23 protein-coding genes and 2 tRNA genes are annotated in these 23,855 nt (G+C 69.2%); 10 read left to right on the top strand and 15 right to left on the bottom strand.

All coding sequences use genetic code 11. The annotated features are described in order from the left end of the window. The first annotated feature begins 11 nt into the window (after nt 1-11). Genes dnaG through ACZ6ZD_RS19300 form a run of 4 tightly spaced genes read left to right on the top strand, consistent with a single transcriptional unit; the run spans nt 12 to nt 3,674 of the window. Complete coding sequence (gene dnaG, locus ACZ6ZD_RS19315) at nt 12-1,913, top strand: DNA primase (RefSeq protein WP_465673893.1); 1,902 nt, start codon at nt 12-14, stop codon at nt 1,911-1,913. 47 nt (nt 1,914-1,960) lie between these two features. Continuing rightward, a complete protein-coding gene (locus tag ACZ6ZD_RS19310) occupies nt 1,961-2,248 on the top strand; it encodes a YiaA/YiaB family inner membrane protein (protein ID WP_465673891.1) in 288 nt (95 codons plus the stop codon). Nucleotides 2,249-2,292: 44 nt separating this feature from the next. After that, complete coding sequence (locus ACZ6ZD_RS19305) at nt 2,293-3,090, top strand: metalloregulator ArsR/SmtB family transcription factor (RefSeq protein ID WP_465673889.1); 798 nt, start codon at nt 2,293-2,295, stop codon at nt 3,088-3,090. After that, nucleotides 3,087-3,674, top strand: coding sequence for a dihydrofolate reductase family protein (locus tag ACZ6ZD_RS19300; protein WP_465673887.1), 588 nt, complete (start codon nt 3,087-3,089; stop codon nt 3,672-3,674). The genes ACZ6ZD_RS19305 and ACZ6ZD_RS19300 overlap by 4 nt, the downstream gene beginning before the upstream one ends. On the opposite strand, the gene ACZ6ZD_RS19295 is transcribed toward ACZ6ZD_RS19300, so the two are convergent. Continuing rightward, nucleotides 3,659-4,219 (bottom strand): DUF4232 domain-containing protein, encoded by a 561-nt coding sequence (locus ACZ6ZD_RS19295; RefSeq protein ID WP_465673885.1) that lies wholly within the window; start codon nt 4,217-4,219, stop codon nt 3,659-3,661. The genes ACZ6ZD_RS19300 and ACZ6ZD_RS19295 overlap by 16 nt on opposite strands. 120 nt (nt 4,220-4,339) lie before the next feature. On the opposite strand from ACZ6ZD_RS19295, the gene ACZ6ZD_RS19290 reads away from it, so the two are divergent. After that, nucleotides 4,340-5,512, top strand: a complete 1,173-nt coding sequence (locus ACZ6ZD_RS19290) for a DUF1684 domain-containing protein (protein WP_465673883.1) — start codon at nt 4,340-4,342, stop codon at nt 5,510-5,512. A 6-nt stretch (nt 5,513-5,518) separates the two neighbouring features. Here ACZ6ZD_RS19290 and ACZ6ZD_RS19285 read toward each other — a convergent pair whose 3' ends face one another. From ACZ6ZD_RS19285 to ACZ6ZD_RS19270, 4 genes are all read right to left on the bottom strand, one after another. After that, entirely contained in the window at nt 5,519-6,208 is a 690-nt protein-coding gene (locus ACZ6ZD_RS19285; RefSeq protein WP_465673881.1) for an SRPBCC family protein, read from the bottom strand. Then, nucleotides 6,201-6,782, bottom strand: coding sequence for a helix-turn-helix domain-containing protein (locus tag ACZ6ZD_RS19280; RefSeq protein WP_465673879.1), 582 nt, complete (start codon nt 6,780-6,782; stop codon nt 6,201-6,203). The genes ACZ6ZD_RS19285 and ACZ6ZD_RS19280 overlap by 8 nt, the downstream gene beginning before the upstream one ends. A 109-nt stretch (nt 6,783-6,891) precedes the next feature. After that, on the bottom strand, nt 6,892-7,821 hold the full coding sequence (locus tag ACZ6ZD_RS19275; protein WP_465673877.1) for a nuclear transport factor 2 family protein: 930 nt from the start codon (nt 7,819-7,821) through the stop codon (nt 6,892-6,894). Nucleotides 7,822-7,978: 157 nt separating this feature from the next. After that, complete coding sequence (locus ACZ6ZD_RS19270; protein WP_465673875.1) at nt 7,979-8,773, bottom strand: nuclear transport factor 2 family protein; 795 nt, start codon at nt 8,771-8,773, stop codon at nt 7,979-7,981. Between the two features lie 240 nt (nt 8,774-9,013). Between ACZ6ZD_RS19270 and ACZ6ZD_RS19265 the strand changes: the two genes are divergently transcribed. Beyond that, complete coding sequence (locus ACZ6ZD_RS19265; RefSeq protein ID WP_465673873.1) at nt 9,014-9,874, top strand: aminoglycoside phosphotransferase family protein; 861 nt, start codon at nt 9,014-9,016, stop codon at nt 9,872-9,874. A gap of 21 nt (nt 9,875-9,895) precedes the next feature. On the opposite strand, the gene ACZ6ZD_RS19260 is transcribed toward ACZ6ZD_RS19265, so the two are convergent. Then, a tRNA-Ile gene (locus ACZ6ZD_RS19260) sits at nt 9,896-9,972 on the bottom strand. A 126-nt stretch (nt 9,973-10,098) separates the two neighbouring features. Here ACZ6ZD_RS19260 and ACZ6ZD_RS19255 point away from each other — a divergent pair. Further along, nucleotides 10,099-10,236, top strand: a complete 138-nt coding sequence (locus ACZ6ZD_RS19255) for a hypothetical protein (protein ID WP_465673871.1) — start codon at nt 10,099-10,101, stop codon at nt 10,234-10,236. A gap of 498 nt (nt 10,237-10,734) precedes the next feature. Here ACZ6ZD_RS19255 and ACZ6ZD_RS19250 read toward each other — a convergent pair. The 4 genes from ACZ6ZD_RS19250 to ACZ6ZD_RS19235 all read right to left on the bottom strand — a co-directional run bounded on the left by ACZ6ZD_RS19250 (nt 10,735) and on the right by ACZ6ZD_RS19235 (nt 14,068). Beyond that, nucleotides 10,735-10,810: transfer RNA gene (locus ACZ6ZD_RS19250), tRNA-Asn, on the bottom strand. 127 nt (nt 10,811-10,937) lie between these two features. Then, the gene (locus tag ACZ6ZD_RS19245; RefSeq protein ID WP_465673869.1) at nt 10,938-11,486 is read right to left on the bottom strand and encodes a hypothetical protein; all 549 of its coding nucleotides are present in this window, start codon (nt 11,484-11,486) and stop codon (nt 10,938-10,940) included. Between the two features lie 53 nt (nt 11,487-11,539). Next, nucleotides 11,540-12,427 carry a sigma-70 family RNA polymerase sigma factor gene (locus tag ACZ6ZD_RS19240; RefSeq protein WP_465673867.1) on the bottom strand — a complete coding sequence of 296 codons (888 nt, stop codon included), beginning with the start codon at nt 12,425-12,427 and terminating at the stop codon, nt 11,540-11,542. 84 nt (nt 12,428-12,511) lie between these two features. Then, complete coding sequence (locus tag ACZ6ZD_RS19235; RefSeq protein WP_465673865.1) at nt 12,512-14,068, bottom strand: amidohydrolase family protein; 1,557 nt, start codon at nt 14,066-14,068, stop codon at nt 12,512-12,514. Nucleotides 14,069-14,104: 36 nt separating this feature from the next. Here ACZ6ZD_RS19235 and ACZ6ZD_RS19230 point away from each other — a divergent pair, with 36 nt between their 5' ends. Together ACZ6ZD_RS19230 and ACZ6ZD_RS19225 are read left to right on the top strand one after the other, a co-directional pair. Then, nucleotides 14,105-14,971, top strand: a complete 867-nt coding sequence (locus ACZ6ZD_RS19230) for an exodeoxyribonuclease III (protein WP_465673863.1) — start codon at nt 14,105-14,107, stop codon at nt 14,969-14,971. Beyond that, nucleotides 14,968-16,089, top strand: coding sequence for a hypothetical protein (locus ACZ6ZD_RS19225; protein WP_465673862.1), 1,122 nt, complete (start codon nt 14,968-14,970; stop codon nt 16,087-16,089). The genes ACZ6ZD_RS19230 and ACZ6ZD_RS19225 overlap by 4 nt, the downstream gene beginning before the upstream one ends. On the opposite strand, the gene ACZ6ZD_RS19220 is transcribed toward ACZ6ZD_RS19225, so the two are convergent. From ACZ6ZD_RS19220 to ACZ6ZD_RS19205, 4 genes are all read right to left on the bottom strand, one after another. Further along, nucleotides 16,086-16,586, bottom strand: coding sequence for a mycothiol transferase (locus ACZ6ZD_RS19220; RefSeq protein ID WP_465673860.1), 501 nt, complete (start codon nt 16,584-16,586; stop codon nt 16,086-16,088). The two genes, ACZ6ZD_RS19225 and ACZ6ZD_RS19220, sit on opposite strands and share 4 nt — an antisense overlap. Nucleotides 16,587-16,608: 22 nt before the next feature. Beyond that, the gene (locus ACZ6ZD_RS19215) at nt 16,609-17,313 is read right to left on the bottom strand and encodes a M50 family metallopeptidase (protein WP_465673858.1); all 705 of its coding nucleotides are present in this window, start codon (nt 17,311-17,313) and stop codon (nt 16,609-16,611) included. An 18-nt stretch (nt 17,314-17,331) separates the two neighbouring features. Then, nucleotides 17,332-18,507: a hypothetical protein gene (locus tag ACZ6ZD_RS19210; RefSeq protein ID WP_465673857.1), complete on the bottom strand. Its 1,176-nt coding sequence runs from the start codon at nt 18,505-18,507 to the stop codon at nt 17,332-17,334. Nucleotides 18,508-18,625: 118 nt separating this feature from the next. Then, entirely contained in the window at nt 18,626-20,830 is a 2,205-nt protein-coding gene (locus ACZ6ZD_RS19205; protein WP_465673855.1) for a bifunctional SulP family inorganic anion transporter/carbonic anhydrase, read from the bottom strand. 149 nt (nt 20,831-20,979) lie between these two features. On the opposite strand from ACZ6ZD_RS19205, the gene ACZ6ZD_RS19200 reads away from it, so the two are divergent. After that, a complete protein-coding gene (locus tag ACZ6ZD_RS19200) occupies nt 20,980-21,753 on the top strand; it encodes an SDR family NAD(P)-dependent oxidoreductase (protein WP_465673853.1) in 774 nt (257 codons plus the stop codon). A 3-nt stretch (nt 21,754-21,756) separates the two neighbouring features. Here the strand turns inward: ACZ6ZD_RS19200 and ACZ6ZD_RS19195 are convergent, their stop codons facing one another. After that, nucleotides 21,757-23,820 carry a fibronectin type III domain-containing protein gene (locus ACZ6ZD_RS19195; RefSeq protein WP_465673851.1) on the bottom strand — a complete coding sequence of 688 codons (2,064 nt, stop codon included), beginning with the start codon at nt 23,818-23,820 and terminating at the stop codon, nt 21,757-21,759. Between the last annotated feature and the right edge of the window lie 35 nt (nt 23,821-23,855).

Below are 23,855 nucleotides of genomic sequence, written 5' to 3'. Positions count from 1 at the left end.
AGACTCGCGGGGTGGCAGGCAGGATCAAGGAAGAGGACATCGCGCTGGTGCGCGAGCGCGCGCGGATCGACGACGTCGTCGGCTCGTACGTCACCTTGAAGAACGCCGGGGGCGGCTCGCTGAAGGGGCTGTGCCCGTTCCACGACGAGAAGTCGCCGTCGTTCAACGTCACCCCGGCCCGCGGCTTCTTCTACTGCTTCGGCTGCCAAGAGGGCGGCGACGTCATCGACTTCATCCAGAAGATCGATCAGATCACCTTCCACGAGGCCGTCGAGACGCTGGCCTCGAAGGTCGGCATCCAGCTGCGCTACGAGGAGTCCGGCGCGCCGATCCAGCGCGGTCCGGCCAACCAGCGCCCGCGGCTCGTCGAGGCGCACAAGGTCGCCGCCGAGTTCTACGTCGACCAGTTGTTCGGCGCGGCCGAGGCCTCGCTGGGCCGGCAGTTCCTGGACAAGCGCGGTTTCGACCGCGACGCCGCGGTCAAGTTCGGGGTCGGTTTCGCGCCCCGCGGCGGGGACGCGCTGATCGGCCACCTGCGCGGCCGCGGTTTCACGAACACCGAGCTGGTCAGCTCCGGCCTGGCCGCCGAGAACCAGCGCGGCCTGTACGACCGGTTCCGCGGCCGGCTGATGTGGCCGATCCGGGACGCGTCGTCCGATGTGATCGGGTTCGGCGCGCGACGGCTGTTCGACGACGACAAGATCGAAGCGAAGTACCTGAACACCCCCGAGACGCCGATCTACAAGAAGTCCAAGGTCCTGTACGGCGTCGACCTGGCCCGGCGCGAGATCGCCAAGGGCCGCCAGGCCGTCGTCGTCGAGGGCTACACCGACGTGATGGCCTGCCACCTGGCCGGCGTCCAGACCGCGGTCGCCACCTGTGGGACGTCGTTCGGCGACGACCACGCCCGGGTGCTGCGGCAGCTGCTGCTCGACCACGACCAGTTCCGCGGCGAGGTGATCTTCACCTTCGACGGCGACGAGGCCGGGCAGCGGGCGGCGCTCAAGGCCTTCGCCGGTGACCAGGCGTTCGCCTCGCAGACGTACGTCGCCGTCGAGCCCGACGGGCTGGACCCGTGCGACCTGAGACTGCAGAAGGGCGATGCCGCCGTCCGGGAGCTGATCGGCCGGCGGGTTCCGCTGTACCGGTTCGTGCTCGGCAACGTGCTGACGAAGTACGACCTGGATCGGGCCGACACCCGGATCGACGCGCTGCGCGAGGCGGCGAAGCTGGTGGTCAGCATCCGGGACCGCTCGAAGGTCGACTCGTTCACCCGCGAGCTCGCCGGGGAGCTGGGGATGGAGGTCGACCAGGTCCGGTCCGAGGTGCACCGCGCCGCGTCCCGGCCCGCGCCGCAGCCGCAGGCGGCCGGCCGCCCGCCGGTCACCGTCAGCACGGAGGCGCCGCCCCCGCCGCGGGCCGACGTCCCGTCGCCGCGGGACCAGCGGTTCGTCATCGAGTGGGATGTGCTGAAGGTCGCGATGCAGCATCCCGCGCTGGTCGGCGTCGCCTTCGACGAGCTGGACGACCACGACTTCACGCATCCGTGGCTGGCCGCCGTCCGGGCCGCGATGGCGAAGGTCGGCGGTCCGTCGGCCGCCGCGCCGGGAGAGGCCTGGGTGGTCGCCGTCCGCGAGGCCGTCGGGAACGATCCGGCCGCCGCGGTCGTCGGCGCGCTCGCGGTCGACCCGCTGCGGCTTGGCCGCGATCCCGACGAGCAGTACGCGCTGGCCTTGCTCGCGCGGCTGCAGGAGCTGACCTGCGCGCGCCGGATCGCGGATCTGAAGTCGAAGCTGCAGCGGACGAACCCGATCGACAAGGCCGACGACTACAACCGGATGTTCGGCGAGCTGATCGCGCTCGAGGCGTACCGCGCCGACCTCCGGAAGAAGGCCATCACCGGCGCGATCTGAGTAGTTCAGCGCATGTCGCGGGGGCTGGATTTCGCGACGATCGGTCCATGAACAAGCCGATTCAGCCGTCCCAGACCAACGCCTACTACGTGCAGGCCATCTTGTCGTTCGGCCTGTCCCTGACCGCGATGACGATCGCCGTCATCTACCTGCCCGCGGCCGGCTGGGTCCGCGCCTTCCTCGGCCTCGGACTGCTCTATCTGGTCACCTCGACGATCACGCTGTCGAAGGTCGTCCGGGACCGCCAGGAGCTGTCCGGAGTGAGTACCCGCGTCGACCAGGCGCGGCTGGACAAGCTGCTCGCCGAGCACGACCCGTTCCGCGTCGAGAACTAAGTATTCCTTGACAAGAATATTCTAGTCAGGGAATACTTCTGGTCATGGAACAGATCGCGGCGGTGCTGGGGGACGGGACGCGCTGGCGGATCGTCGAGCTGCTGGCCGAGCGTCCGCGCTCGGTCGGCGAGCTCGCGGAGCTGGTCGGGATGCGGCAGCCGCAGACGACCAAACACCTCCAGACGCTCGCCCGGGCGGGGCTGGTCACCGTCGTCCCGCTCGGCCAGCGGCGCGTGTACGCGCTCGAAGTCGAGCCGTTGCAGGCCTTCGAGCGGCGGGTGCGGGAGCTGATCGCCACCGCCGAGGCGCACGCGGGGGACCGGGACGTGATCGCCCGCTACCAGGCGGCGATCGCGGCCGAGACCGCTCGTGCCGACCGGGATCGGTGGGCCGATGGGCGGACGTTCGCCTTCGAGCGCCTGCTGCCGGTCGAGCCGGCCGTCGTCTGGCGGCACTGGGTCGAGCCGGCCCTGCTCGCTGCGTGGTGGGCGCCGCCGTCGCTGACGGTCTCCGAGGGCGTCATCGAGCCGCGGGCCGGTGGACGCGCCGTCCTGGAGTACGTCGATGCCGACGGGCGCTACCGGTCCGAGGGCACGGTTCAGCTGGCGACGGCGTACGAGCGGCTGGTGTTCGACCTCGCGCTGTTCGAATCGCCGGTGTCGTTCGTCTCGACGTACGACGTCGTCCTCAGTGCAGTGCCGACGGGGACGCGGCTGCAGATCGGCCTGCGGATCAGCGACAGCACGGTCGACGCCGCGCAGTACATCGCCGGGATCGAGACCGGGTGGAACCAGGTGCTCGACAACCTGACCAGAGTGATCGATGAAGGAGTTCAGTCATGACCAACCGCCTTGTCACCGCCAATCTGGCGCTCACCATCGACGGCCGCTACCACGGCCCGGGTGGGCCGCAGGACTTCGCGCCCATCGCGCCGTACGTGAGCACCGAGGTCGCGCGCGAGCATCTGGCGCGGATGCATCGCGACGCGACGACCGCGCTGCTCGGCCGGACCAGCGCCGAAGGATTCATGGGCTACTGGGCCGCGGTCGCCGAGGATGAGCAAGCCGACCCTCGGGATCGTGGCTACGCGCAATGGCTGGTCGGATCCGAGAAGGTCGTGCTGTCGACGACGATGACCGAGCCGCCGTGGGAGCGGACGCGGGTGCTGAACGCGCCGGCCGCGGAGGTGGTCGCCCAGCTCAAGACCGAGGGCTCCGGCGACATTTGGGTCAACAGTGCGCCGACCATCATCAAGGACCTGCTCGCCGCGGACCTCGTCGATCGGCTGTACCTGGTCATCGTTCCCGAGCTGGCCGGTGGCGGCTCGCGGCTCTTCGAGGACGGGCTGCCCGGGACGAAGTGGACGCTCGCGCACCAGGAGGCCGGATCGCTGGGTGAGCTGGCGCTCGTCTACGACCGCGCTTGATTCCAAGCGGTGAGCTTGACGGTGCCGGTGGTCCCGAGGTCGAGTTCGACCGGCCAGATCACCGGGCCCTCTTGCTTGCCGCGGGCAACGGAAAGGAAGGTCGCGCGCTGGGCGGCGCCGTCGTTGGTCGTGTTCGACCAGGACACGAACGCGTCCACCGACTTCCCTTGTTTCAGGCGGATCTTCCGCGGCCCCGGATCCTGTGCCATGTACGACGAGCCGCGGCTCACAGTGATCTTCATCGGCCGGCGCTCGGCGTCCAGGACGACGATCTCCGGGTAGCCCTCGACGACCAGGTCGTCGGCTCGGCAGTTGGTCAGCGTGACCGCCACCGACCGGTGCCCGAGTGCGGGCTCGATGTCGCTGACCGAGATTGACTGCCCCGATGCCGGACACGTCGCCGGCGGCCGCGTCGGCGTCCGCTTGACCGGTGTCGGCGTCCCGATGAGCTTCGGTGTCGGCACCGCCGTAGTCTGCCCGCCCGTCGCGCTTTCCGTCCCGCACGCGCTGATGATCAGCACCAGCCCCACCCACGCCAGTTTCACCCGAGGACGGTACCGCGCGGTCAGACCAGGTTCTTGCGTTGCGGGCAGGTGACGGCTCGCTTTCTTGCGTTCTGCGCAAGCTCTTATGCCTCTAGCGCCTGAGCGTTCTACGTTGGTGACATGACAACGAAGGGACAGCTCATGCAAGACATTCAGGTTCCCGCGGACTTCGCGGTGTGGCGCCGGGAGCGCTGGGACGAGATTGCCGGGCCCAATGGCAAGGCCAAAGTTGTTGCCAAGGGGATGATTTCTGGGGCCGCCGTCCAGACGCTGCCGGGGATTCCGGGTTCGTGGCGCACTGACGCCGAGGGCGGGCTGACCGTGACGGCGGCCGCCGCGGACGGCGTGACGGTCGGTGAGACGCTGGTGGACGGAACGGCCGTCGTCCCGTCCGGTAGCGCGCTCGGGTTTCCGGGCGGACGGGCCGGGTTCGCGGGTGGTGGGAACGGCGCCTACGGGGTTGTCGTCACCGATCCGCACGAGGTCGAGCGGCTCGGCCTGAGCGGGATCGACAGCTACCCGTACGATCCCGCCTGGGTTTACGAGGGGTACTACCAGGCCGCGCCCGAAGGTCGCCGGATCGAGGTGGAGCGACTGACCAGCCCGCCGAGTCCGGATCGGATCCTGGGGCCGCTGGATCTGGTCGTGACCATCGACGGCGCCGAGTTCGTGCTGACGGTGCTGGAGGAGCAGCCCGGGCAGCGGCTGGTCGTCTTCACCGACGAGACCTCCGGGAACGAAACCCCCGGCATCGGCCGGTGGCTGACGCTGCCGGACGCCGCTCCGGGCGAACCGCTGGTGATCGACTTCAACAAGGCGACGCTGTCGTACCACCATCTCCAGCCGTCGGTCTTCACCTGCCCGCTGTCACCGAAGGGCAACCACCTGCCGCTTCGGGTCGAGGCCGGTGAACGGGCCCTCGTCTTCGACGGCTCGGGCGACCTGAAAGCCAAGGCCGTGACCTACCTGCGCCACCTCGAGGAGCGCGACTGGAGCGCCGCCCGCGCCATGTGCACCCCCGCGGCGAGCGTGTGGCACAACGACGGCAAGGGCGACGAGTCCATCGACGAGAACATCAACGGGATGCAGGCCCAGATCGGCGCCATCGAGTCGATGCGGTACGACGTCCGCCGGCAGCTCGCCGTCGGCGACGAAGTCCTGCAGCAGCACGTCGTCCACGTCGCGACCCGGGACGGCCACCGCGGGGAGGTGCACGCCGCCGTCTACTTCCGCTTCGAGGGCGGGCTGATCAGCCGGATCGAGGAGTACGCCAACTTCGTCCCGGCCGAGTAGGCGCGGTCAGGACTGGACGGAGTCGCTCCACCAGTCGAGCCACTGCTTGGTCAGCTCGCTGTGGCGCGCTTCGTCGACGGCGTACAGGCTGAGGAGCACCCGGGACGACCCGCTGGTCTCGTCGTAGGTCAGGACGACGAGACCGTCGTTCCAGCCGTCGACCGTCAGGCCGAGCTGGTGTTCGGAGCGGAACCAGACCGTGCCGGTCGCCTGCTCGGCGGGGAACTCGAGCTCGTAGCGATCGCCGACGCGGAGCTCGGCGGCCTTGAGTGCGGCCTCGGGCGCGGTCTTGGCGGTGCCGGACACGAGCACCGTCCGGCGGACGTCGTCCGGGTGCCGCTCGACGGCGAACCTGAGCTGCTGCATGAAGGTGATCCAGCCCTCGGTGATATCGTCGTAGTACGAGGCCCAGTCGGGATCGTCGCCGACCGCGGCGCGGATCAGCGTGAGCTCGGTGCCGCCGTCGGCGGCCGCTTCGAGTTCGATCCGGTCGCCGCCGTTCAGGTCGATCGTGTGACCGTCCGTCGTCACGTCGGTGAAGTAGATCAGGTCGATCTCCTGGTCCAGGCTGCCGTCGACCCCGCCGGTGAACTCCCAGCCGTGCCACTGCCGGATCTTGTCCTTGTCCCGGAGCGCGGCCCAGACGGTGCTGGGCGGTGCGGCCACGGTGACCTTGATCCGTGGGCTGTCAGTCATCGGTTTCTCCTTCGGTTCTGGGCTTCCGCGGCGCCGGATGGGCGCCTGCGATCAATCGGTACGGACGGCCGTCGGGGGTGTCGAAAGCCGCGACGGTCTGCCGGACCGCCGCGGCCAGCGCGTCGCTGAAGCGATGCAGGTCGCCGGGCTCGGCGAACCGCACCTCGGTCTCGAGCGTGAACGTGAGCAGCCGCTGGCCGGCGTCGTCCGCGGCGGCCTGCATCCGGGCGACGTCCCGGACCGTCCCCGCAGCGACCTCGACCAGATGCTCGGCGGCGTACTGGTCCTGGATTCCTTCGAACGCGCGGCCCATCACGCCCGGATCGACCACCACCGCGCCGTCCGCGGCCCGAAACACCCGCTCCACGAACCCACGCCGCTGCCGCTCCTCCACCAGCTCGACCAGCCCGGCCTTCTCCAGCTCCCGCAAGTGGTAGTTCACCCGCTGCCGAGTCACCCCCAGCGCCTTCGCCAGCTCACTCGCCGACCCCGGCTCCCGCAGCAACTCCAACAGCTCCCGCCGCGCCGGCGACAGCGCAACCCGCACCGTCTCCGCCTCCTCGATGTACCGCATACCCCCAGTCTCCCAATAGAAAGAAAAATTTGTCAATAAGCCCTGCGAACCGCCGTGCTTGTGATTCGGCGTCCGGGGCCCGGCTGATCGGCCGGGCCCCGTCGTCGGCTCAGAAGGTGCCGGGGACCAGCGAGTCCTGCGGGAAGTTGTAGAGGCCGTTGCGGTTCTTCGCCGCGGACGCCGGCCCGGACAGCGGCAGGATCTCCCAGTGCTCGATGACCTTGCCCGCCTTGAACCGGATCAGGTCGAACGCGGACGCCGGCTGCCCGTTGAGCTCGAGCTCGCCGATGCTCAGGACGAAGTTCCCCTCGCCGAGGATCTTCACCACCTTCGTGTACTTCATCGCCCCCGACTCGAACGCCTGCCGGAAAGCCTCCCGACTGGCGGTAGCGCCGTCCTCATTGACCAGGACGCTGTGCTGCACGTACTCGCGAGCGTTCCACAACGGCTCGTCGAGCAGCGTGAAGTCGCCGTCCCGGAAGACCTTCGTGAGGACCGTCCAGGCCTTTGCCTTGTTCTGCTGGGTCAGGTGCCGATCCTCGACGGCGGTCGGTCCGTCGAACTGCGTGTGGCCGGCCCCGTTCGGCGGTGTGTCCCGCTGCTGCGCGTGCCACTGCTCGACGATCTGCCGATTCTCGAACCGGAACACATCCCACGCCGCGTAGTCGCCGTCGGGCAGCTTGGTGAGCGAATGCACCATCACGTACGGCCCATCACTCAGAACCCGCACCGGCGTCACCGAGATCTTCCCCGCCGGAATCCCAGCGAGCCACGCCTTGAGCCCACTCACTCCATCGGCGATCTCAGGATGATGCTGCACAAACCGCTGCGGATTGATGGCATTGAACGCCGCCGGATCGTTCGACCCGTACGCCGCCAGCAACCGCACCACAGCACTCTTCTGCTGCGCCGCGGACAACTCCCGCCCCTGCTCCACAACCGCCGGCGCCAACCCCGCCGGCTGCGCCTGCGCCGCAGGCACCACAACGGCCCCAAAAGCTCCAACGATCGCAACAGCCGTAATCAAAGCCTTCTTCATCATCAACACCTCACTGTCTGGGCGGCTCCTGAACTGCACCCCCAGTCTCGACAGCGAGGCGTCTTAGTTCAAAACTCAATCTCTTGTCATTTTCTGGTCACCGTTGGCCAGACCGTCAGCCCCCACGGATCGGGTCCGTGGGGGCCTGGGGGAGGGGTCAGGGGCCGACGCGGGGCGTCATCATGTCGTTGCCGCTGAGGCTCTGGTCGCGGGGGACGTCGTACTGGATGTTCTCCCAGTGCTCGACGATCTTGCCGTTGTCGACGCGGTAGACGTGCAGGACGATCACCGGTGTCGGGGTGATGTTCCGGAGCCGGGCGTGGACGACGACCTCGTCACCTTCGGCCATGATGAGGCCGGGCTCGAAGGTGGCGGCGGGCGGCAGGTTGACGATGGACTTGCGGAGCTGGGTCAGGCCGCTGGGGGTATTGGGGTCGTGCTGGGTGTACGGCTCCTTGTAGTAGCGCGGGATGATGCTCAGGTTGCGCTTGACCATGGTCTCGTTGAGGGCCGTGGCGACGATCCGTTCGTTGTCGTGGCGGTTCGGCTTGCTGGGCTTGAGCCGGGTGACCATCGGGTTCCCGTTGGCCGACTGCGACGCCGGCACCTCGGTCGCGACGACGTCCCACTGCTCGACGATCTGCCCGCGATCGAACCGGAACACGTCCATCACGATCTGCGTGACAGCGCTCCGTCCGGTGACCCGGGACTGCATCATCACGTAGTCGTCGTCCGCGATCACCTTGAACACGTCGTACCGCAACTTGGGCTTCTGCCGAATGAACTGCTTCAGCCCCGCGGCCCCGTTGGCGATATCCGGACTGTGCTGCACCAGCGACTGCCGGAAGTACCGGTCCACGGCCCGCAGATCATGCTTGTTGAACAGCTCGTGCACCACCGCCTTCGCCACCCGCTCGTTCCGCATCTCCTGCCCAGTCACCGGATTCGGCACAATCCCACTTCCACCCGCCGAAGCCGTCACCGGCGCCGCAACCAGCACCGCGGCCAAAACCGCCCCAACCATCCCCTTAACCCTCACGAGAACTCCCAACCGAGCTACCTGCGGCCGTTCCAGCCGCCATGTTCGAGGTCATGCCCCGAACCTAAAACCGCCCCGCCCACCCTCGGTCGTCCCGTTTTCCCCAGGACCCCCAGTCCCACCCTCGCCCCGAACGCCAGTAGGTTCGAGCCAATGTGGAGTGAAGTCCGACCCCCGACCCCAGCTCAGCTCCGCGACGCCTTCGGCGTCCAGGCCGACGAGCTACGCGCCCACCCAGCCGGCTTCGAGGCGGACGCCTTCACCGACGGCCGCTGGTTCGTGAAGCTATGTCGGCAGCAGCCGGAAGCCGACTCCACACTGGCCCTCACGGCCACCCTGGCCGCCCACGGCATCCCCGTGCCTATAGCGCAGCAAGCCCTCGACGGCTCGTTCACCGCCCCACACCTCGGCCGACGCTACGCCGTCTTCCCATACGTCGAAGGCCGCCAGGCAACAAGGAAGGACGCCGAGGCGATCGCCCAGGCGATGCGCGCGGTGCACGACATCCCGGACGTCGTACTCCCGCGGGCGAATCTGCACGAGTGGTGCATCGAGGCCCTGCGCGACCGATACGACCACCCCTGGCTCGGCGATCGCCGCGACGAGGTGTCGGCCGCCGTCGACCGGCTCGAGGCGACGATCGAGCGGGCACGCGCAATCGACGTCCCGCACGTCGTATGCCACCACGACCTCTTCCCCCACAACGTCCTCATCGACCGCGACGGCCAGATCGCCGCACTCCTCGACTGGGGCACCGCCCGCCTGGCCCCACCCGAGCACGACCTCTTCATGGCCCTCTGCGAGCCCAACACCGTCCACTTCCTAGAAACGTACGGCGCGGAGCACCTCGACCCCACCCACCTCGAATACGCCCGCCTGGCCCGCTCACTCCGCGACCTCGCCGTCCGTCTCCGCGACGAAGTCGACCTGGAAGGCATCAACACCTGGGGCTTCGCCGGCCTCCGCCGAGTCGACGCCGACCTCACACGCGCCCAGCCCTTCTGCGCCGGCTGACCGCACCGCCGCGCCGGCCTGTGGTGGGGCGGGTGGGGCTCGAACCCACGACCCAAGGATTATGAGTCCTCTGCTCTGACCGGCTGAGCTACCGCCCCGTGCTGGGAGATCGTAGCTGAGGGGGGTGGGGGGTTGGGGAAACCAGGGGTGGTTCAGGGGTTGTACGGAGCTGGTTCTGGGGTGGGGCGGGCATGATGGAGGTCAGGTTCGAGAAGGGAACGAGGATGGGCTGGTTCATTTTCCTGGTGCTCGTGGTTGGGGCGGTCGCGGCGTTCAAGTACCGGGTGCCTTTGTTGGCGAAGCTGACCGGGCAGCCGCAGCAGCGGATTCAGCGCGCGATCGATCGGCGGAAGGGCAAGTAGACGACGACAGGCCGCCCGGTACGCCGTACGCGTGTGCCGGGCGGATTGTGTCGGCCGGACCGGAGGGTTGGCCCGGGCGGTGAAGCGGCCCGGGGGCGGCGCAGGCGCGGGCGGTGCGGTGAGGGGGACGGCTGGCACTCAGCAACTCCCGCTAGAGGGGGTTGTGGGGGCAGGGGTGAGCGTGGCGGGGGCGGTACTGCGGATAGTTGGTGAGTGGGGGCGGTCCGGTTTCGGGAGGTGCGACGGGTGCGGAGGCGCGGCGGCTCCGAGGTTGTCGGAGCGGCGCGGTCGCTGGGGCGGCGCGGTGGCTGGGTGGTCGGGATGAGCTGCGGGGGACTGCTTTGTGCGCGTTTGGGGTGGTGGCGGGGCGCGGCTGAGCGGGGGTGGCGGATCTGGGCCTGAGTCGGCGGGGGATCCGGGGGAGAGGCGACGGTGGGCTGACCGGGGTGGTCGAGGAGAAACAATGAAGCCGAGTCTCTGGTGAGACTCGGCTTTTGGTGGCTCCCGCGACTGGACTCGAACCAGTAACCTGCCGGTTAACAGCCGGCTGCTCTGCCAATTGAGCTACGCGGGATCGGGGTGTTTCGGTGTCCCAATCCCTCAAGACCTGAGTAGGTTAGCAGGCCGGACGCGTAGGACAAAAACGGGATTGCAGCGGTGGGATTTCTGCTTCCGGGTCAGGGTTGCGGGGGGCTGTGGGGTCAGACGCCGAACTCGTCGCGGACGGCGGCGAGGGCGGCTTCGGCGCGGTCGACGAGGCCGGGCTGGGTGGGCTCCAAACCCTTGTCCAGAACGATGTTCCAGGTGATGGGGGCGTCGGTGGTGGCGGGGTTGCGGCGGCCGACGATGCGGACGCCGCGCTTGCCGGCGAGGAGGACGTGACGCTGGATGACGATACTCGCGTCGACCCGCTCGCGGAGGAGCTGGCCGAAGCGGCCCGGGTCGTCGAGTTTGAGGTCGGTGGCGCGCAACGGCGTACCGAAATCGGTGGTCTCGTAGACGTGCAGGACGGAGGCTTCGGAGTCCCACCCGGCGCGCTCGATCTGCTCCCAGCCGACTCGGCGGACGCCGGCTGCGGTTGGCTTCTCGGCGGCGACGTCGTCCGTCGGTAGGTAGACGGCTTCGCGCGTGCCGGCCACCCACTTGCCGTCGGTCAGTTGTACGGCGGCCAGGATCGACTCTTTCCGCCCGGCCGCGCCGCCGACCGCGGTCGCCAGCTCAGCCGGCCACGTCTTACGCCCAAATCTCACACCTCCATCCTCCCAGCCGCCTCAACCCCGCCGGCTGCGGCCCCGGGCGCGGGTCAGGCGGCGTAGTCGCGGAGGTGCTGCTGGGCTCGGCGGCGGAGGTGGCGGAGGGCTTCGCGTTCGAGGGCGCGGGCCTGGGTGGGGGTGAGGTCGAGCTCATGGGCGGTCTCCTCGGGGGTGGCGGGTGAGTGGTGGGGATGCAGTCCGTAGCGGAGGCGGATGACCTGCTCCTGCAGTTCGTCGAGGAATTGGAGCTGGTAGCCGAGGTCTTGGCGGAGGGCGGCTTGGTGGAGTTGGGGCTCTTCGTCGAGGACCGGGTCGGAATCGGCGGACTCGAGCGGCTCGTGGTGGACCTGCCAGGCGAGGGCGCGCTCGACGCGGGCCGCGGTCAGGGTGGTGGCGGTGGCCAGCTCGGCGGTCGTGGGCTCGCGGTTGTGGCGCTGGACGAGCTGGTGGCGGACGGCGGCGACGCGGCCGGCATCGGCGTACGCCTGGGCGGGCATCCGGATCATCCGGGAGCGGTCGGAGATGGCGCGGCCGACGGCCTGGCGGATCCACCAGATGGCGTACGTCGAGAAGCGGTGGCCGAGCCGGTGGTCGAAGCGCTCGATGGCTCGCATCAGGCCGATGTTGCCCTCCTGGACGAGATCCAGCAGGGAGATGCCTTTGCCGGTGTAGCGGCGGGCGATCGTGACGACGAGGCGGAGGTTGCCCTCGATCATCCGGTGCCAGGAGTGCCGGCCGCGGGCGACGAGCGCCTGCAGGTCGGCCGCGTTACCGGGCGGTGGCACGCGGGTGAGGCGTTCGCCGGCGAGCAGGCCGGCTTCGATCCAGAACGAGTGCTCGTTGACCTCCTCCAGGGTGAGTAGTTCGTGCCGCCCGATCTCGCGCAGGTAGGCCACCAGCGCGGTCACGTCGGCCGGGTCGCAGTCCAGTTCAGCCATCCGTCCTCCTGCACAAGAGAATGCAGGCGAACCGACGTCCGCGGACCGACAATCTGTGATCTGTGGATAACTCTCCGTTGATTACTACTTCAAGTACGCGCGCAGCCCGGACAGCAATCCGCCGTGGAACGGGTTCGCGTCCACCGCGTCGCACCAGTCCGCCCCGGTCGTGATCGGTTCGATCGGCGGCACCTCCACCGGCCCCGGCGCGGCGGCCTCCGCACCACGACGCCGTACCTCTACTTCCAGCTCGGGCGCAGGCATGTCCGGCAGCAGCACGAAGGCGTCGTACTCCGCGAGCACCCCCGCATCAGCCCGGACAACATCCGAATCCACAGTCAACGCGGACGCGGCGCGGGCGAGGGTGCTGGCGGCCCGGTGGGCGGCGGTGGTGGGGTTGGCGCGGATGGTGTTGAGCGCGGCGAGGATGCTGGGCCAGGTAGTGGTGGGGTCGCCGTAGTCGACGTGGCGGGTGAGGGGACCCAGACGGATGGGGGTAGCGCCGGGGGCCAGGGATTTCATCAGAGAGGGGAAGCCGTAGCGGGCGCGGCCGCCGATGACGACCAGGCGGATGTCTGGTTCGGTGGCGTTGATGAGGTTGCGGTACGGGTCGGGGTGGGTTCGGCGGACGACGATGAGGTCAGCCAGGGCTCCGCGTTCGATGCGGCCGACGGGGTGCGGCCAGACGGTGGAGAGGGCTTCGCCGGGGTTGCGGGTGGCCAGTGCGACCAGCTCGGCGTCGGTGAAGACGGGCGTCGGCTGGGCCTTGTTCCACAGGTCGGCGACCTTCAGCTCCCACAGCACGTTGCGGGTACCGGACGGCGCCCAGTCGGAGCCGATGCAGAGGCGGACGCCGGCCGCCTTCGCGGTCGCCACGTCGGCGGTCGCGCCGTACAGCCAGTAGTTCGAGAACGGCGACCAGACCAGACTCGATCCACCGGCCTTCATCAGCGCGAAGTCGGCCGCGTTCAGCGCGCCGCCGTGGATCGCGACGAGCTGCGGCTTCACCACGCCCACCTCGTCGAGCAGCTGGAACTCGGCCCGCAGCTTGGGGTCCGACCCCTCCGCCGAGTGCGCGATGAACCCGCGCCCGGCCGCGACCGCCGCCGCGTACGGCGCCAGCGCTTCCTTGCTGTCAGCAACCAATGTGCTGACCCGGATGAAGTCGTCCCGCGTCCCCAGCTTCTCGGAGTCCACGTTCCGGATCAGGTCGTCGTCCGGCGGGACGGCGCCGCGCGGGTTGCCCTGGATGGACGTCGTACCGCCCACGATCGCCCGGGTCTCGACGTACCGCAGCAGCGCCCGCCCGGCCGCCGCACCGAGCAGCCGCGCCGGCTGACTGATCTGCGCGCTGTACGTTGGCGCCCGGCCCCACTGGTTGTGCGACGTCCACGGGACCTGCCGCGACGGCTCCGTCCACAGCGGCAGGCTGTTGTACATCAGATGGTTGTGCAGATCGATCAGCCCTGGGCAGATGATCCCGCCGGCGGTGATCCGCGGCGCGTCCTCGAACCCGGCCGGTACGTCGTCCAGTGGCGTCACCGCCGCGATCAGCCCGTCGTCGCCGACGTACACCGCGCCCCGCGCCAGCACCCGCTCGTCGGAACGCATTGTCATGACCGTGCCCCGTAGTACGAACATCTACTGAGGGTAAGCGCGAGCAGGTACCTTTGGTCGGTGCGACTGGCGACGTGGAACGTGAACTCGGTGAAGCAGCGGATGCCCCGGCTCCTGGCCTGGCTCGACGAGCGGCAGCCGGATGTCGTCTGCCTGCAGGAGACCAAGCTGGCCGACGACGCGTTCAGCGCGTTGCTGGACGCCGAGCTGAGCTCCCGCGGCTACGAGACCGCCCTGTACGGCGAAGTCCAGTGGAACGGCGTCGCCATCTTGTCGAAGGTCGGCATCGAGGACGTCGTGACCGGCGTCGCCGGCGCGCCCGGCTTCCCGAACCCGGAGGCGCGCGCGGTCGCGGCGACCTGTGGCGGCATCCGCGTCCACTCGCTCTACGTCCCGAACGGTCGCGAGCCGGACTCCGACCACTACCACTACAAACTCGAATGGCTGCAGGCGCTCAAGGAGGTCGTGGCCAACGGCCCGGCCGACCAGATCGTCTGCGGCGACATGAACATCGCGCCGACCGATGCGGATGTGTTCGACCCGAAGGCGTTCATCGGCTCCACCCACGTCACGCCGAAGGAGCGGCAGGCGCTCGCCGACCTGATGGCCGCCAAGGATCTGCGCGACGTCGTCCGTGACCGCTGGCCGGACGACGTCGTCTACAGCTACTGGGACTACCGCGCCGGCATGTTCCACCAGAACCTCGGCATGCGGATCGACCTCACCCTGGCCACCCCAGGCGTCGCCGAGCGGGTCAAGGCGGCCTGGATCGACCGCCAGGCCCGCAAGGGCACCGGCCCGAGCGACCACGCGCCCGTCATGGTCGACCTGGACGTCGCACCGGACGGCGACCTCGGCCCGATGATCCCGCCGCCGTCCGCGCCGCGCCCCCGGAAACGCCCGGCGACGCTCCCGCAGAACCGATGATCCGCCGTCTGATCGCGGCCGCGCTGGTCCTGTCGCTGGCCGCGTGCAGCGGCGAGCCGCCGAAGACCGAGCGTCCGATCCACTGGGAGAAGGTGGACGTCGGCGCGGAGCCGGTCGCGCTGGCCGAACACGACGGCCGAATCCTGGTCGGCCTGAAACACCAAGGCGCCAAGGTCGTTCCGGGTGCGGTGCTGCTGAACGGCTCCGAGCGCAAGACCATCCCGGTCAAACCGTCCGCGGCGAGCCCGTACTCGTTCGAAGCGATCTGGTATTCAATCGCCTGGGACGGTAAGCAGGTTCTCGGCCTCGGCGGCGCGTCCGGCGGCGCCCACGGCAACGTCCGCTGGACGGTCTGGACCGGCACGACCGACACCGGCCTGACCGAGCACCCGCAGACCTTCGACACCTTCAACGGCCTGTCCGCCGGCCAGATGAGCTCAGCCGTGATCACCCCGGCCGGGCAGGCGCTGACCGGCTCGTGGGAGGGCGTCGAGACCGGCCTGGACGCCGCGATCTGGCTCCCGCAGCAGAACGACAAATGGCTCAAACAGAACTCGGCCACGACCCCGCTGCAGAACACCAAGTCGATGCTCGTCGGGACCAACTTCGGGACGGCGGACGGCGATGGCATCCTGCTCGCCGGATCGCAGGTCCGCCTCGCGCCCAACGTCGTCGAGCAGCACGCGGCGGTCTGGCGGTCGCAGAAACTCAACCAGGGCTGGACGCGCATCGAGCTTCCCGAGCCTGGCAACCGCGGCCAGGCGATCACCGCGCGCTGCGAACAACAAAGCTGTGTGATCTCCGGCGCGGTCGACGGCAAGCTCGCGATCTGGCGGCTCGGCCCTGGTAAGCCGCGCCGGCTGACCGGCGTCCCGGACATCCCGGTCGGTGACAAGGATCAGCTGCCGCAACCGCTCATCGACGGCTCCGACGACATCACCCAGGTATTTGCCCAGGACAACAAAATCCGGGTCCTGTCCGGCCGGGAAGGCGCCTGGCGGGTGTTCGACGCGAGCGGCGGGATCCAGGGGCCGGTGGGTCAGCTGGTCCGGGCCGGCGACAACTTCGACGCCTACTTGATCGCCGACGGCGCGCTCTGGCGAACCAACCTGCTCTAGCTGACCAGGCCCTTCACATATGCCGCCTGACCGATGTGCTCGAGGTCGTCGTCCAGGACGCTGACCAGGCGGACGGCGAGGGTGACCGGCGGGTTCCAGCGGGTGTCGACGATCCGGTCCAGCTCGGGTTCGGTGAGCAGGCGGAGGAAGTCGAGCGTGCGGGCGTGGACGGCGTCGTAGTACCCGCGGAGCAGCTCGGCCGACAGCACGACCTGGCCAACCTGCTCGGAGCTGTGGTCGTAGCCGGTGTCAGCGGCGTCGAACGGCAGGCCGAGGCGCTCGTGCCAGCCGTCGGTGGTGTGCACCTGCTCGTGCCCGGCGGCGTCGGCGAGGTGGTCGTCCTGGATCCGGGTCAGATGCCAGATCAGCCAGGCGATCGAGTTGGCCGTGTCGGACGGCCGGGCCGTCAGCGCCTGCTCGCCGATCCCGTCGAGTACGGCGTGCACCTGCTCCTGAACCCGGCTGAACCCGTCGATCAAGATCTCGCTCGACTTCATCACGATCCTCCTCGAGACGCTCTTATCCGGGCAGTACCCCGGACCACACGACGCCAACAGCGAGGCAGGCCAGAGTGACCAGGCCGAACACTCCGACCCACAGTAGCGCCGGTACGCCGGTGAGCCGGCGAAGCTGATCGGCGTCCGAGCTGCGGCCCTGCCCACCGCGGCGGGAGTGCTGCAGCTCGAGCACGGCCCGCGGCGCGGCCAGTAGCAGGAACCAGGTCAGCAGGTGCGCGAACGACGACTGCACCAACGGCGAGCCCCACCAGGTGACGCCGAAGACGATCGCGCCGAAGGCGAGCACCGACCAGAGCCCGAACAGGTTCCGGATCTGCAGCAGCAGGATCACCAGCGCCAGCAGCAGGCCCCACAGCAGCGCGACGGCGTACCCGCGGCTGAGCACGAAGGCCGCCGCGAGCCCGAACAGCGCGGGCCCGGGATAGCCGGCCAGCAGGACGGCGATCATCCCGGCACCGGTCGGTTTACCGCGGGAGACCGTCACCCCGGAGGTGTCGGAGTGCAGCCGGATGCCGGACAGCTTCCGCCCGACGAGCGCCGCGATCAGACCGTGCGCGCCCTCGTGCGCGATCGTCACGACCTGCCGCGTGTGCCGCCAGATCGGCCGCCAGGCGATCAACAGCAGGGCGGCCACCCCGGTCCCGATCACTACGCGGAGCGATGGCTCCGGCTGTGCCGACGTGATGCTGTCCCAGAACTCACTCACCCGCCCATCCTTGCAGTACTACGGAAATGGGATGTGCACGGTCACGCGTTCGCGGAGCTGCTCGTTCATTACCCATAGCTCGCCGGTGGCCGGCCAGTACGACAGGTTCTCGGTGTTCTTGGGCGCCTTCGTCCACACCGAGGTCGACGTCCCGCCGGTGCCGGTGTGCAGGCAGCTCGGGTAGTCGACGCCGTTGCCGATGTCGTCCGCGTACTCCGGGCATACCCCCGCGATCACGAACTTGTTGTTGTACGACACCGCGCCTTGCATCCCCCAGACCGGTGAGTTGAAGGCCTCGATCGCCCGGACGACGCCGTCCGTCCCGGCGCGCGGCAGCCCGGTCGCCTTGTCGAGCGGCCAGCGTACGATCCGGCCGCCGCCGCGGGTGGTGTGCTCGGCCGCGACGAACGAGCCGGTGCCGGCGTGGTCGAGGGCGAGGCTGGCGAAACAGGGCCGGACGCCGGTCGTCGACGCGCACCCGCCACCGGCGTACCAGTAGGCGCCGACCTGTGGGAGCGCAAAGGCGTGCCAGAGCGCGTGGTACTTGCCGTCGGCGCCCAATCCGACCTCGCCGGTGCTGGTGTCGGTGCGCCAGATGTGCCGCAGGTCGAAGACCCGCAGGACGGCGCCGCCGGTCGCGACGACGAGCAGATTGCCCGACCAGTACAGGCCGTGCCCGTGCCCGGCGATCGCCTGGAAGTTGCCGTCAGCTGTCGGCTCGACGAGCAACACGTGCCGGTACTTGTTGGTCGCGACGTCCAGGAACGAGACCCGGATCGCGGTGTCACCGCTGTTGTGCCAGCTCGCGACCACGACCCGCCGCGCGCCGCCGGCCGGCTGCGCGTCACCCGACCCGGACAGCCCCTGCGGGATCCACACGTTCAGGCCGTCGTCCTCGCCGTCCTGCCAGCAGAAACCCTTCGGATTCAGCGCGGCGTTCAAGTACGTCGAGTGACACAGCGGACGTCCGGTCCGGTTGGACGCAGCAAGCACCTCGGTCACACCGACCGGAGCAAGCTGCGGCTTCGTCTCCAGCTGGGCCACCCGCGCGCCGTACGTCGCGAATGTATCGCCAGAAACCAACTGAAACCCGGTCGCATCGATCCGGGGAAAGGACGCCGCCGCCTGGGCCGTAGGTGCAGTAAGCACGCCGACCACCAGCGCCACCGTGAAGAACATTCGACTGATCCGCATAACCCGATAATCGTTGACCCCAACGTAACGCGCGGCCGCACTGGCGTGGCGGCCGCCGATCGACGTCGTTGAGGGAAGGCCCTCGGTGCGACGCCAGTGACACCGAGGGCCTTCCGTCTCAGCGGGCCGAGGGTTTGCTCGCGGTGGCGAGCTCTTCGTCGGCGCGGACCAGGTACGGGTCGCGGTCGAGGACCAGGCGGGCCGCGGCCGCGCCGATGTCGAACCAGAGCCCGATCAGCTCGAGGCGTCCTTCGGCCTCGGCCTTGCGTACGCAGGGGAAACTGCGCAGGTTGGCGAGCTGGACGCCGACGTTCGCGACGGACAGCTTGTCGGCGGGGGACAGGGTCGACCCGGTGGCCGGATCGACGATGTCGGGTAGGCCGACCGCGCGGCGGACGGACGGCTCGAAGTGCCGGAGCCAGCTCTCCAGGCCGGTGCCGCTGGGCGCGTTCCCCGCCAGGGTCGCCGCGGCGGCCCCGCAGTGCGAGTGGCCGCAGACGACGATCGAGCGGACGCCGAGGACCTCGACGGCGTACTCGATCGCGGCGTCGACGGAGTTGCTGTTGGAGCCGTTGGGCGGCACCAGGTTGCCGACGTTGCGGACGCAGAACTGGTCGCCCGGACCGGTCGTGGTGATCATGTTCGGCACGATCCGCGAGTCCGCGCAGGTGATGAACAGCTGCGTCGGGCGCTGCCCCTCGGCGGCGAGTTTGGCCAGCATCGGCCGGATCTGGTCGGCCGACTCCTCGAACGCGCGGATGCCGTCCAGCATCGAGACCCGATGGTCGGGCTCGGCGATCACCTGGGGTTGCCAGGGGAGCAGCCGGCGCGCCGGATCCGGGCGCAGGGCGGCCCGGAAGGCTGTCCGGTTCAGGTCGACCGAGCCGCCGCGGGCGATGTGCCCGCGCCGCCAGTCCTCGATCGCTTCGTAGGCCGCGTGGTCGAGATGGTCGACGCTGAGCTCGATGCGGACATGGGCGCCGGTCGGGACCGAACGCAGCGTGCGGACCAGGGAGGCGACGCCGAGGAAGACCAGCGTGCCGCGGATCCGCACGGTCCACTCGCCGTTTTCCTCGGTCGCGGTGACCGTTGCCTTGGCCAACCGGTACAGCACCCGGCCGAGCGCGAGCATCAGACCGATCAGCACGCCTTCGGCGAGCCCGAGGACGGCGACGCCGCCCGCGGTCACGACGTACACGAGGAGCTCGTCATGCCGGCGCAAGGTGCGGATGTGCGCCATCTGGACCAGCCGCAGCCCGGTGACCAGCAGGACGCCGGCCAGCGCGGACATCGGGATCAGCTCGAGCATGGACCCGGCGGCCAGCACGAACGCCGCGATCCAGATCCCGTGCATGATCGTGGACGCGCGGGACTTCGCCCCGGCCGCCACGTTCGTCGAGCTGCGCACGATCACGCCGGTCACCGGCATCCCACCGAGAGCGCCGGAGACCGCGTTGGCCGCGCCCTGCCCGATCAGCTCGCGATCGAGGTTGCTGCGCTTGCCGTTGTGCAACTTGTCGACGGCGACCGCCGACAGCAGGGACTCCACGCTGGCGACCAGCGCGACGGTGAGCACCGCGGCGACGATCGCCCACGGCGTACCTTCCGGCAGGGCCGGCGGAATCAGCTCCTGGAGCGGTTGGTCGGGCAGGTTGACGCGGGTCACGTCGGGCATCGAGACCGCGGCCAGCGCGGTCACCGCGACGACCGCGACCAGCGGCGCCGGAACGGCCTTCACCTTGGGCAGTCTGGGCCAGGCGAGCAGGATGGCGACGGTGAGGACACCGATCAGCACCGAGTGTGGGTGATGCGCCACCAGGCGGCCGGGTAAGGCCGCGAGGTTCGCGATCAGGGAGCTCTGGGCCTGGCCGCCGAGCACCACGTGCAGCTGCTGGACGGCGATCGTGACGCCGATCCCGGCGAGCATGCCGTGCACCACGGCGGGCGACAGCGAGAGCGCGAGCCGGCCGATCTTGGTGACGCCCAGCAGAATCTGGACGACGCCGGCCGCGCAGGTGATGGCCGCGGTGGCCGCCCAGCCGAACTGGCCGACGAGACCCGCGACGACGACGGTCAGGCCCGCGGCCGGGCCGCTGACCTGGAGTGCGGAGCCGCCGAGCGCGCCGGCGACCACCCCACCGACGACCGCGGCCACGAGGCCCGCGATCAGGGGCGCGCCGGAAGCCGCGGCGATCCCCAGGGAGAGCGGTATTGCGATCAGGAAGACCACCAGCGAAGCCGGTAGGTCATGGTGAAGGATGGACTTCCAGCGACTGGCATCGGGCGCAGCACTGGAAGGGGGTGGTGAATGGGAAGTGGACATGGTCGGCACGGGTCCCTCCGGCGTCTGGTGCTCTCGGCATCTGGCGTCGAAACAAAGAGTGTCGATCTGATTACTGATCGTACTGGCCCGTTCAAGCCGGAAAAAGGAAAAATGCGAATTCGTTGCCAGCAGCATCGAGGAGTGCCGCAGTGGATCTACAGCTGACCGGAAAAGTTGCCGTCGTCACCGGAGCGAGTAAGGGCATCGGGCTGGCCTGCGCCGAGGCGCTGGCCTGGGAAGGCGCGACGGTGTTCGGCATCTCGCGCGATCCGGTCAACCTGGGGAAGGCGCGTGAGGATCTTTCAGCGAAAGGGCTGGAGCTGATCCCGGAGCTCGCCGACCTGACCGATCCGGAGGCGACCGCGGCCGCGTTCGCGCGGATCGGCGTCCCGGACATCCTGATCAACTGCGCGGGCGCGGCCCGGCAGATCCCGGTCGACGAGTTGAGCAGCGCGACGCTGCATGCCGCGATGGAGTCGAAGTACTTCACCTACATGCACGCGACCGAGGCCGTCGTCCGGCCGATGGCCGAGCGCGGCAGCGGCGCGATCGTGAACATCGTCGGCCAGGGCGGCAAGTCCGCGAACCCGCTGCACATCGGCGGCGGCGCGGCGAACGCGGCGCTGACGCTCGCGTCGATGGGCTACGCGAAGGCGTACGCCGGGCGCGGCGTCCGGGTCAATGTCATCAACCCGGGGCTGACGCTGACCGGCCGCGTCGACGACCGGCTGGACGCCGCCACCCGCGCGAGCGGCCGGCCGCGCGAAGAGCTGCTGGCCGAAATGGTTGCCGACATCCCGCTCGGCCGGGCCGGCGACCCGGCCGAGGTCGCGAATGTCGCCGTCTTCCTCGCGTCGCCGAAGGCCAGTTACGTCAATGGCGCCATCATCACGATGGATGGTGGCGCCACTGGCGTGATCTGATCGTCAGACGGTGATCCAGTCGATGTCGGCGATGTAGCCGGACGGGTTGTGGATCTTGAGCGAGTTGGCGCCCGCCGTCAGCTTGACCGGCAGGTAGGTGACCTGCGGCGTACCCCAGTCGTTGTCGCCGAGGCCGTGGTAGTTGATCCAGTAGCTGTCGCCGCCGTTGACGGTCAGCATGCTCTGCCGGCTGGTGTCGCCGTCGGTGTAGGCGACCTTGACCAGATAGGTGCCGGTCTTCGGGACGGTGATGTCGTTGAGCGTGACAGAGGCGTCGTACCCGATGTTGCCGATCTTCTTGCCGCCGGAGCACAGGGTGCAGCCGTTGGCGCTGGCGTTACCGGTGAGCGTGCTGTTCGCCGCTTCGGCCTCGTAGCGGACCGGCCCGCCGTTCTTCGAGGTCAGCATCGTGACCGGCGCGCTCGCCTCCGACGTCCGGTGGCCGTTCGCGCCCTTCACGGTGAAGGTGTACTGCGTCTGCGGCAGCAGCCCGGTGACGACGGCGCTCGGGCTCGAGCTGGTCGCGACCTGCTTGCCGTTGGCAAAGATCTTGTACGACGACGCGCCCGTGCTCGGCTGCCAGGACAGCGTGGTCGTCGTCCGGCTGACGTCGGTCGCGGTCAGATCGGCCGGGACGCTGATCGACGGCCGGTTGTTCGGCGTGATCTTGTACAGCTTCGAGCCGTGCGCCGGCAGTGTCGCGCTGACCGAGCCGGAGACGTTGCGGGTGTTCTTACCGGCCCAGACGTCGCGGACGGTCGCCTTGCCGTTGAGGCCGAGCTGGGCGAAGTCGCCGGTCACGGTCGCCGGCGTCTCGGCCAGGTTGAACAGGCCGACCGTGACGCTGCCGTCGGCGTTCTTGGCGTACCAGACCTGCTGCAGCTGGTCCTGGTTCAGCGGCCGGGCCGGGTTCGCGGACTGGTTGATCGCGAGTACCTCGCGGTTGGTCAGCAGCTTGAGACCGTAGGCGTCCAGCTTGGTCATGTCGTCACCGACGAACAGCGGCGCCGCGTTGATCGCCCAGAACGTCATGTAGCTCTGCCGCTCGGCCTCGTTCAGGCCGTCCATCTCGCCGACGCCGACGTTGATCGCGTCCAGGTTGTTCCAGTGGCCGGGGCCCGCGTCGTCGATCCACTGCGGCAGGTCCCACCAGCGCTGCTTCACCGAGCCGTCCCAGCGGACGATCGTCTCGCAGTAGCACTCGACGTCGGTGTCGATCCGCCAGCCGTTCGAGTTCTGCTTCCAGACGTCGGCGTACCGGTGGCTGAGCGACCACGACAGGGTGTAGAGCATCGGGCGGCCGGCGTTCTGCACCGAGCGCCACCAGGCTTCGACGTCCTCGGTGTTGTTGTGGTTCGGGTCGTCCGGGGCGCCCTTCCAGGAGCCGGGGCCGACGCCGTCCATCTTGATGAAGTCGACGCCCCAGCTCGCGAACAGCTTGGTGATCGAGTCGGCGTACTTCTGCGCGCAGTCGCTCTCGTAATTGATCTTGTACGCCGCGTCCCAGCCGTTGGTCTTGCGCAGGTCGGGGTAGACGATGTCGCGGGTGAAACAGCCGGGCGCGTTGTGGATCGGCGTGTTGCCCTCGCGGTAGACGTCCATGCCGAGGCCGACCACGGTGTAGATGCCGAACTTCAGCCCGAGTTTGTGGAGGTCGTCGCCGACGGCCTTCATCCCGCGCGGGAAGCGCTTCAGGTTGGCGACCGGGCGGCCGTACTCGTCGCCGCCGTCCTGCCAGCCGGCGTCGATGTTGATGTACTCGTAGCCGAACGGCTTGAGCTTGGTCGCCATCGCGTTGGCCTGGGCCAGGATGTTCTTCTCACTGATGAAACTGCCGGGACCGTCCGGGTTCACACCCGGGTAGTTGGTCGACTGCAGGCTCCACGAGCTCCAGCCGAGATACGGCTTGGCGGCCAGCTGTGGGTACTTGGCCGGGACCGGCCGCTTCTCGGCCTGCGGGGCGAGTGGCTGGGCGAGGGGCAGCGCGGCGTCGGCGGGGGCGATCACAGCTGACGTCGTCACCAGCGCGACGGCAGCCAGGGCAGCGGAAACACGGCGTCTGTTCACCCGGCCGAGCGTAGGGTCGCTTAATTTACATCGTC

The organism is Kribbella sp. NPDC104218, assembly GCF_055584105.1.
The sequence above is the reverse complement of the archived record's forward strand: the minus strand, read 5'-3'. Positions and strand labels throughout refer to the sequence as shown.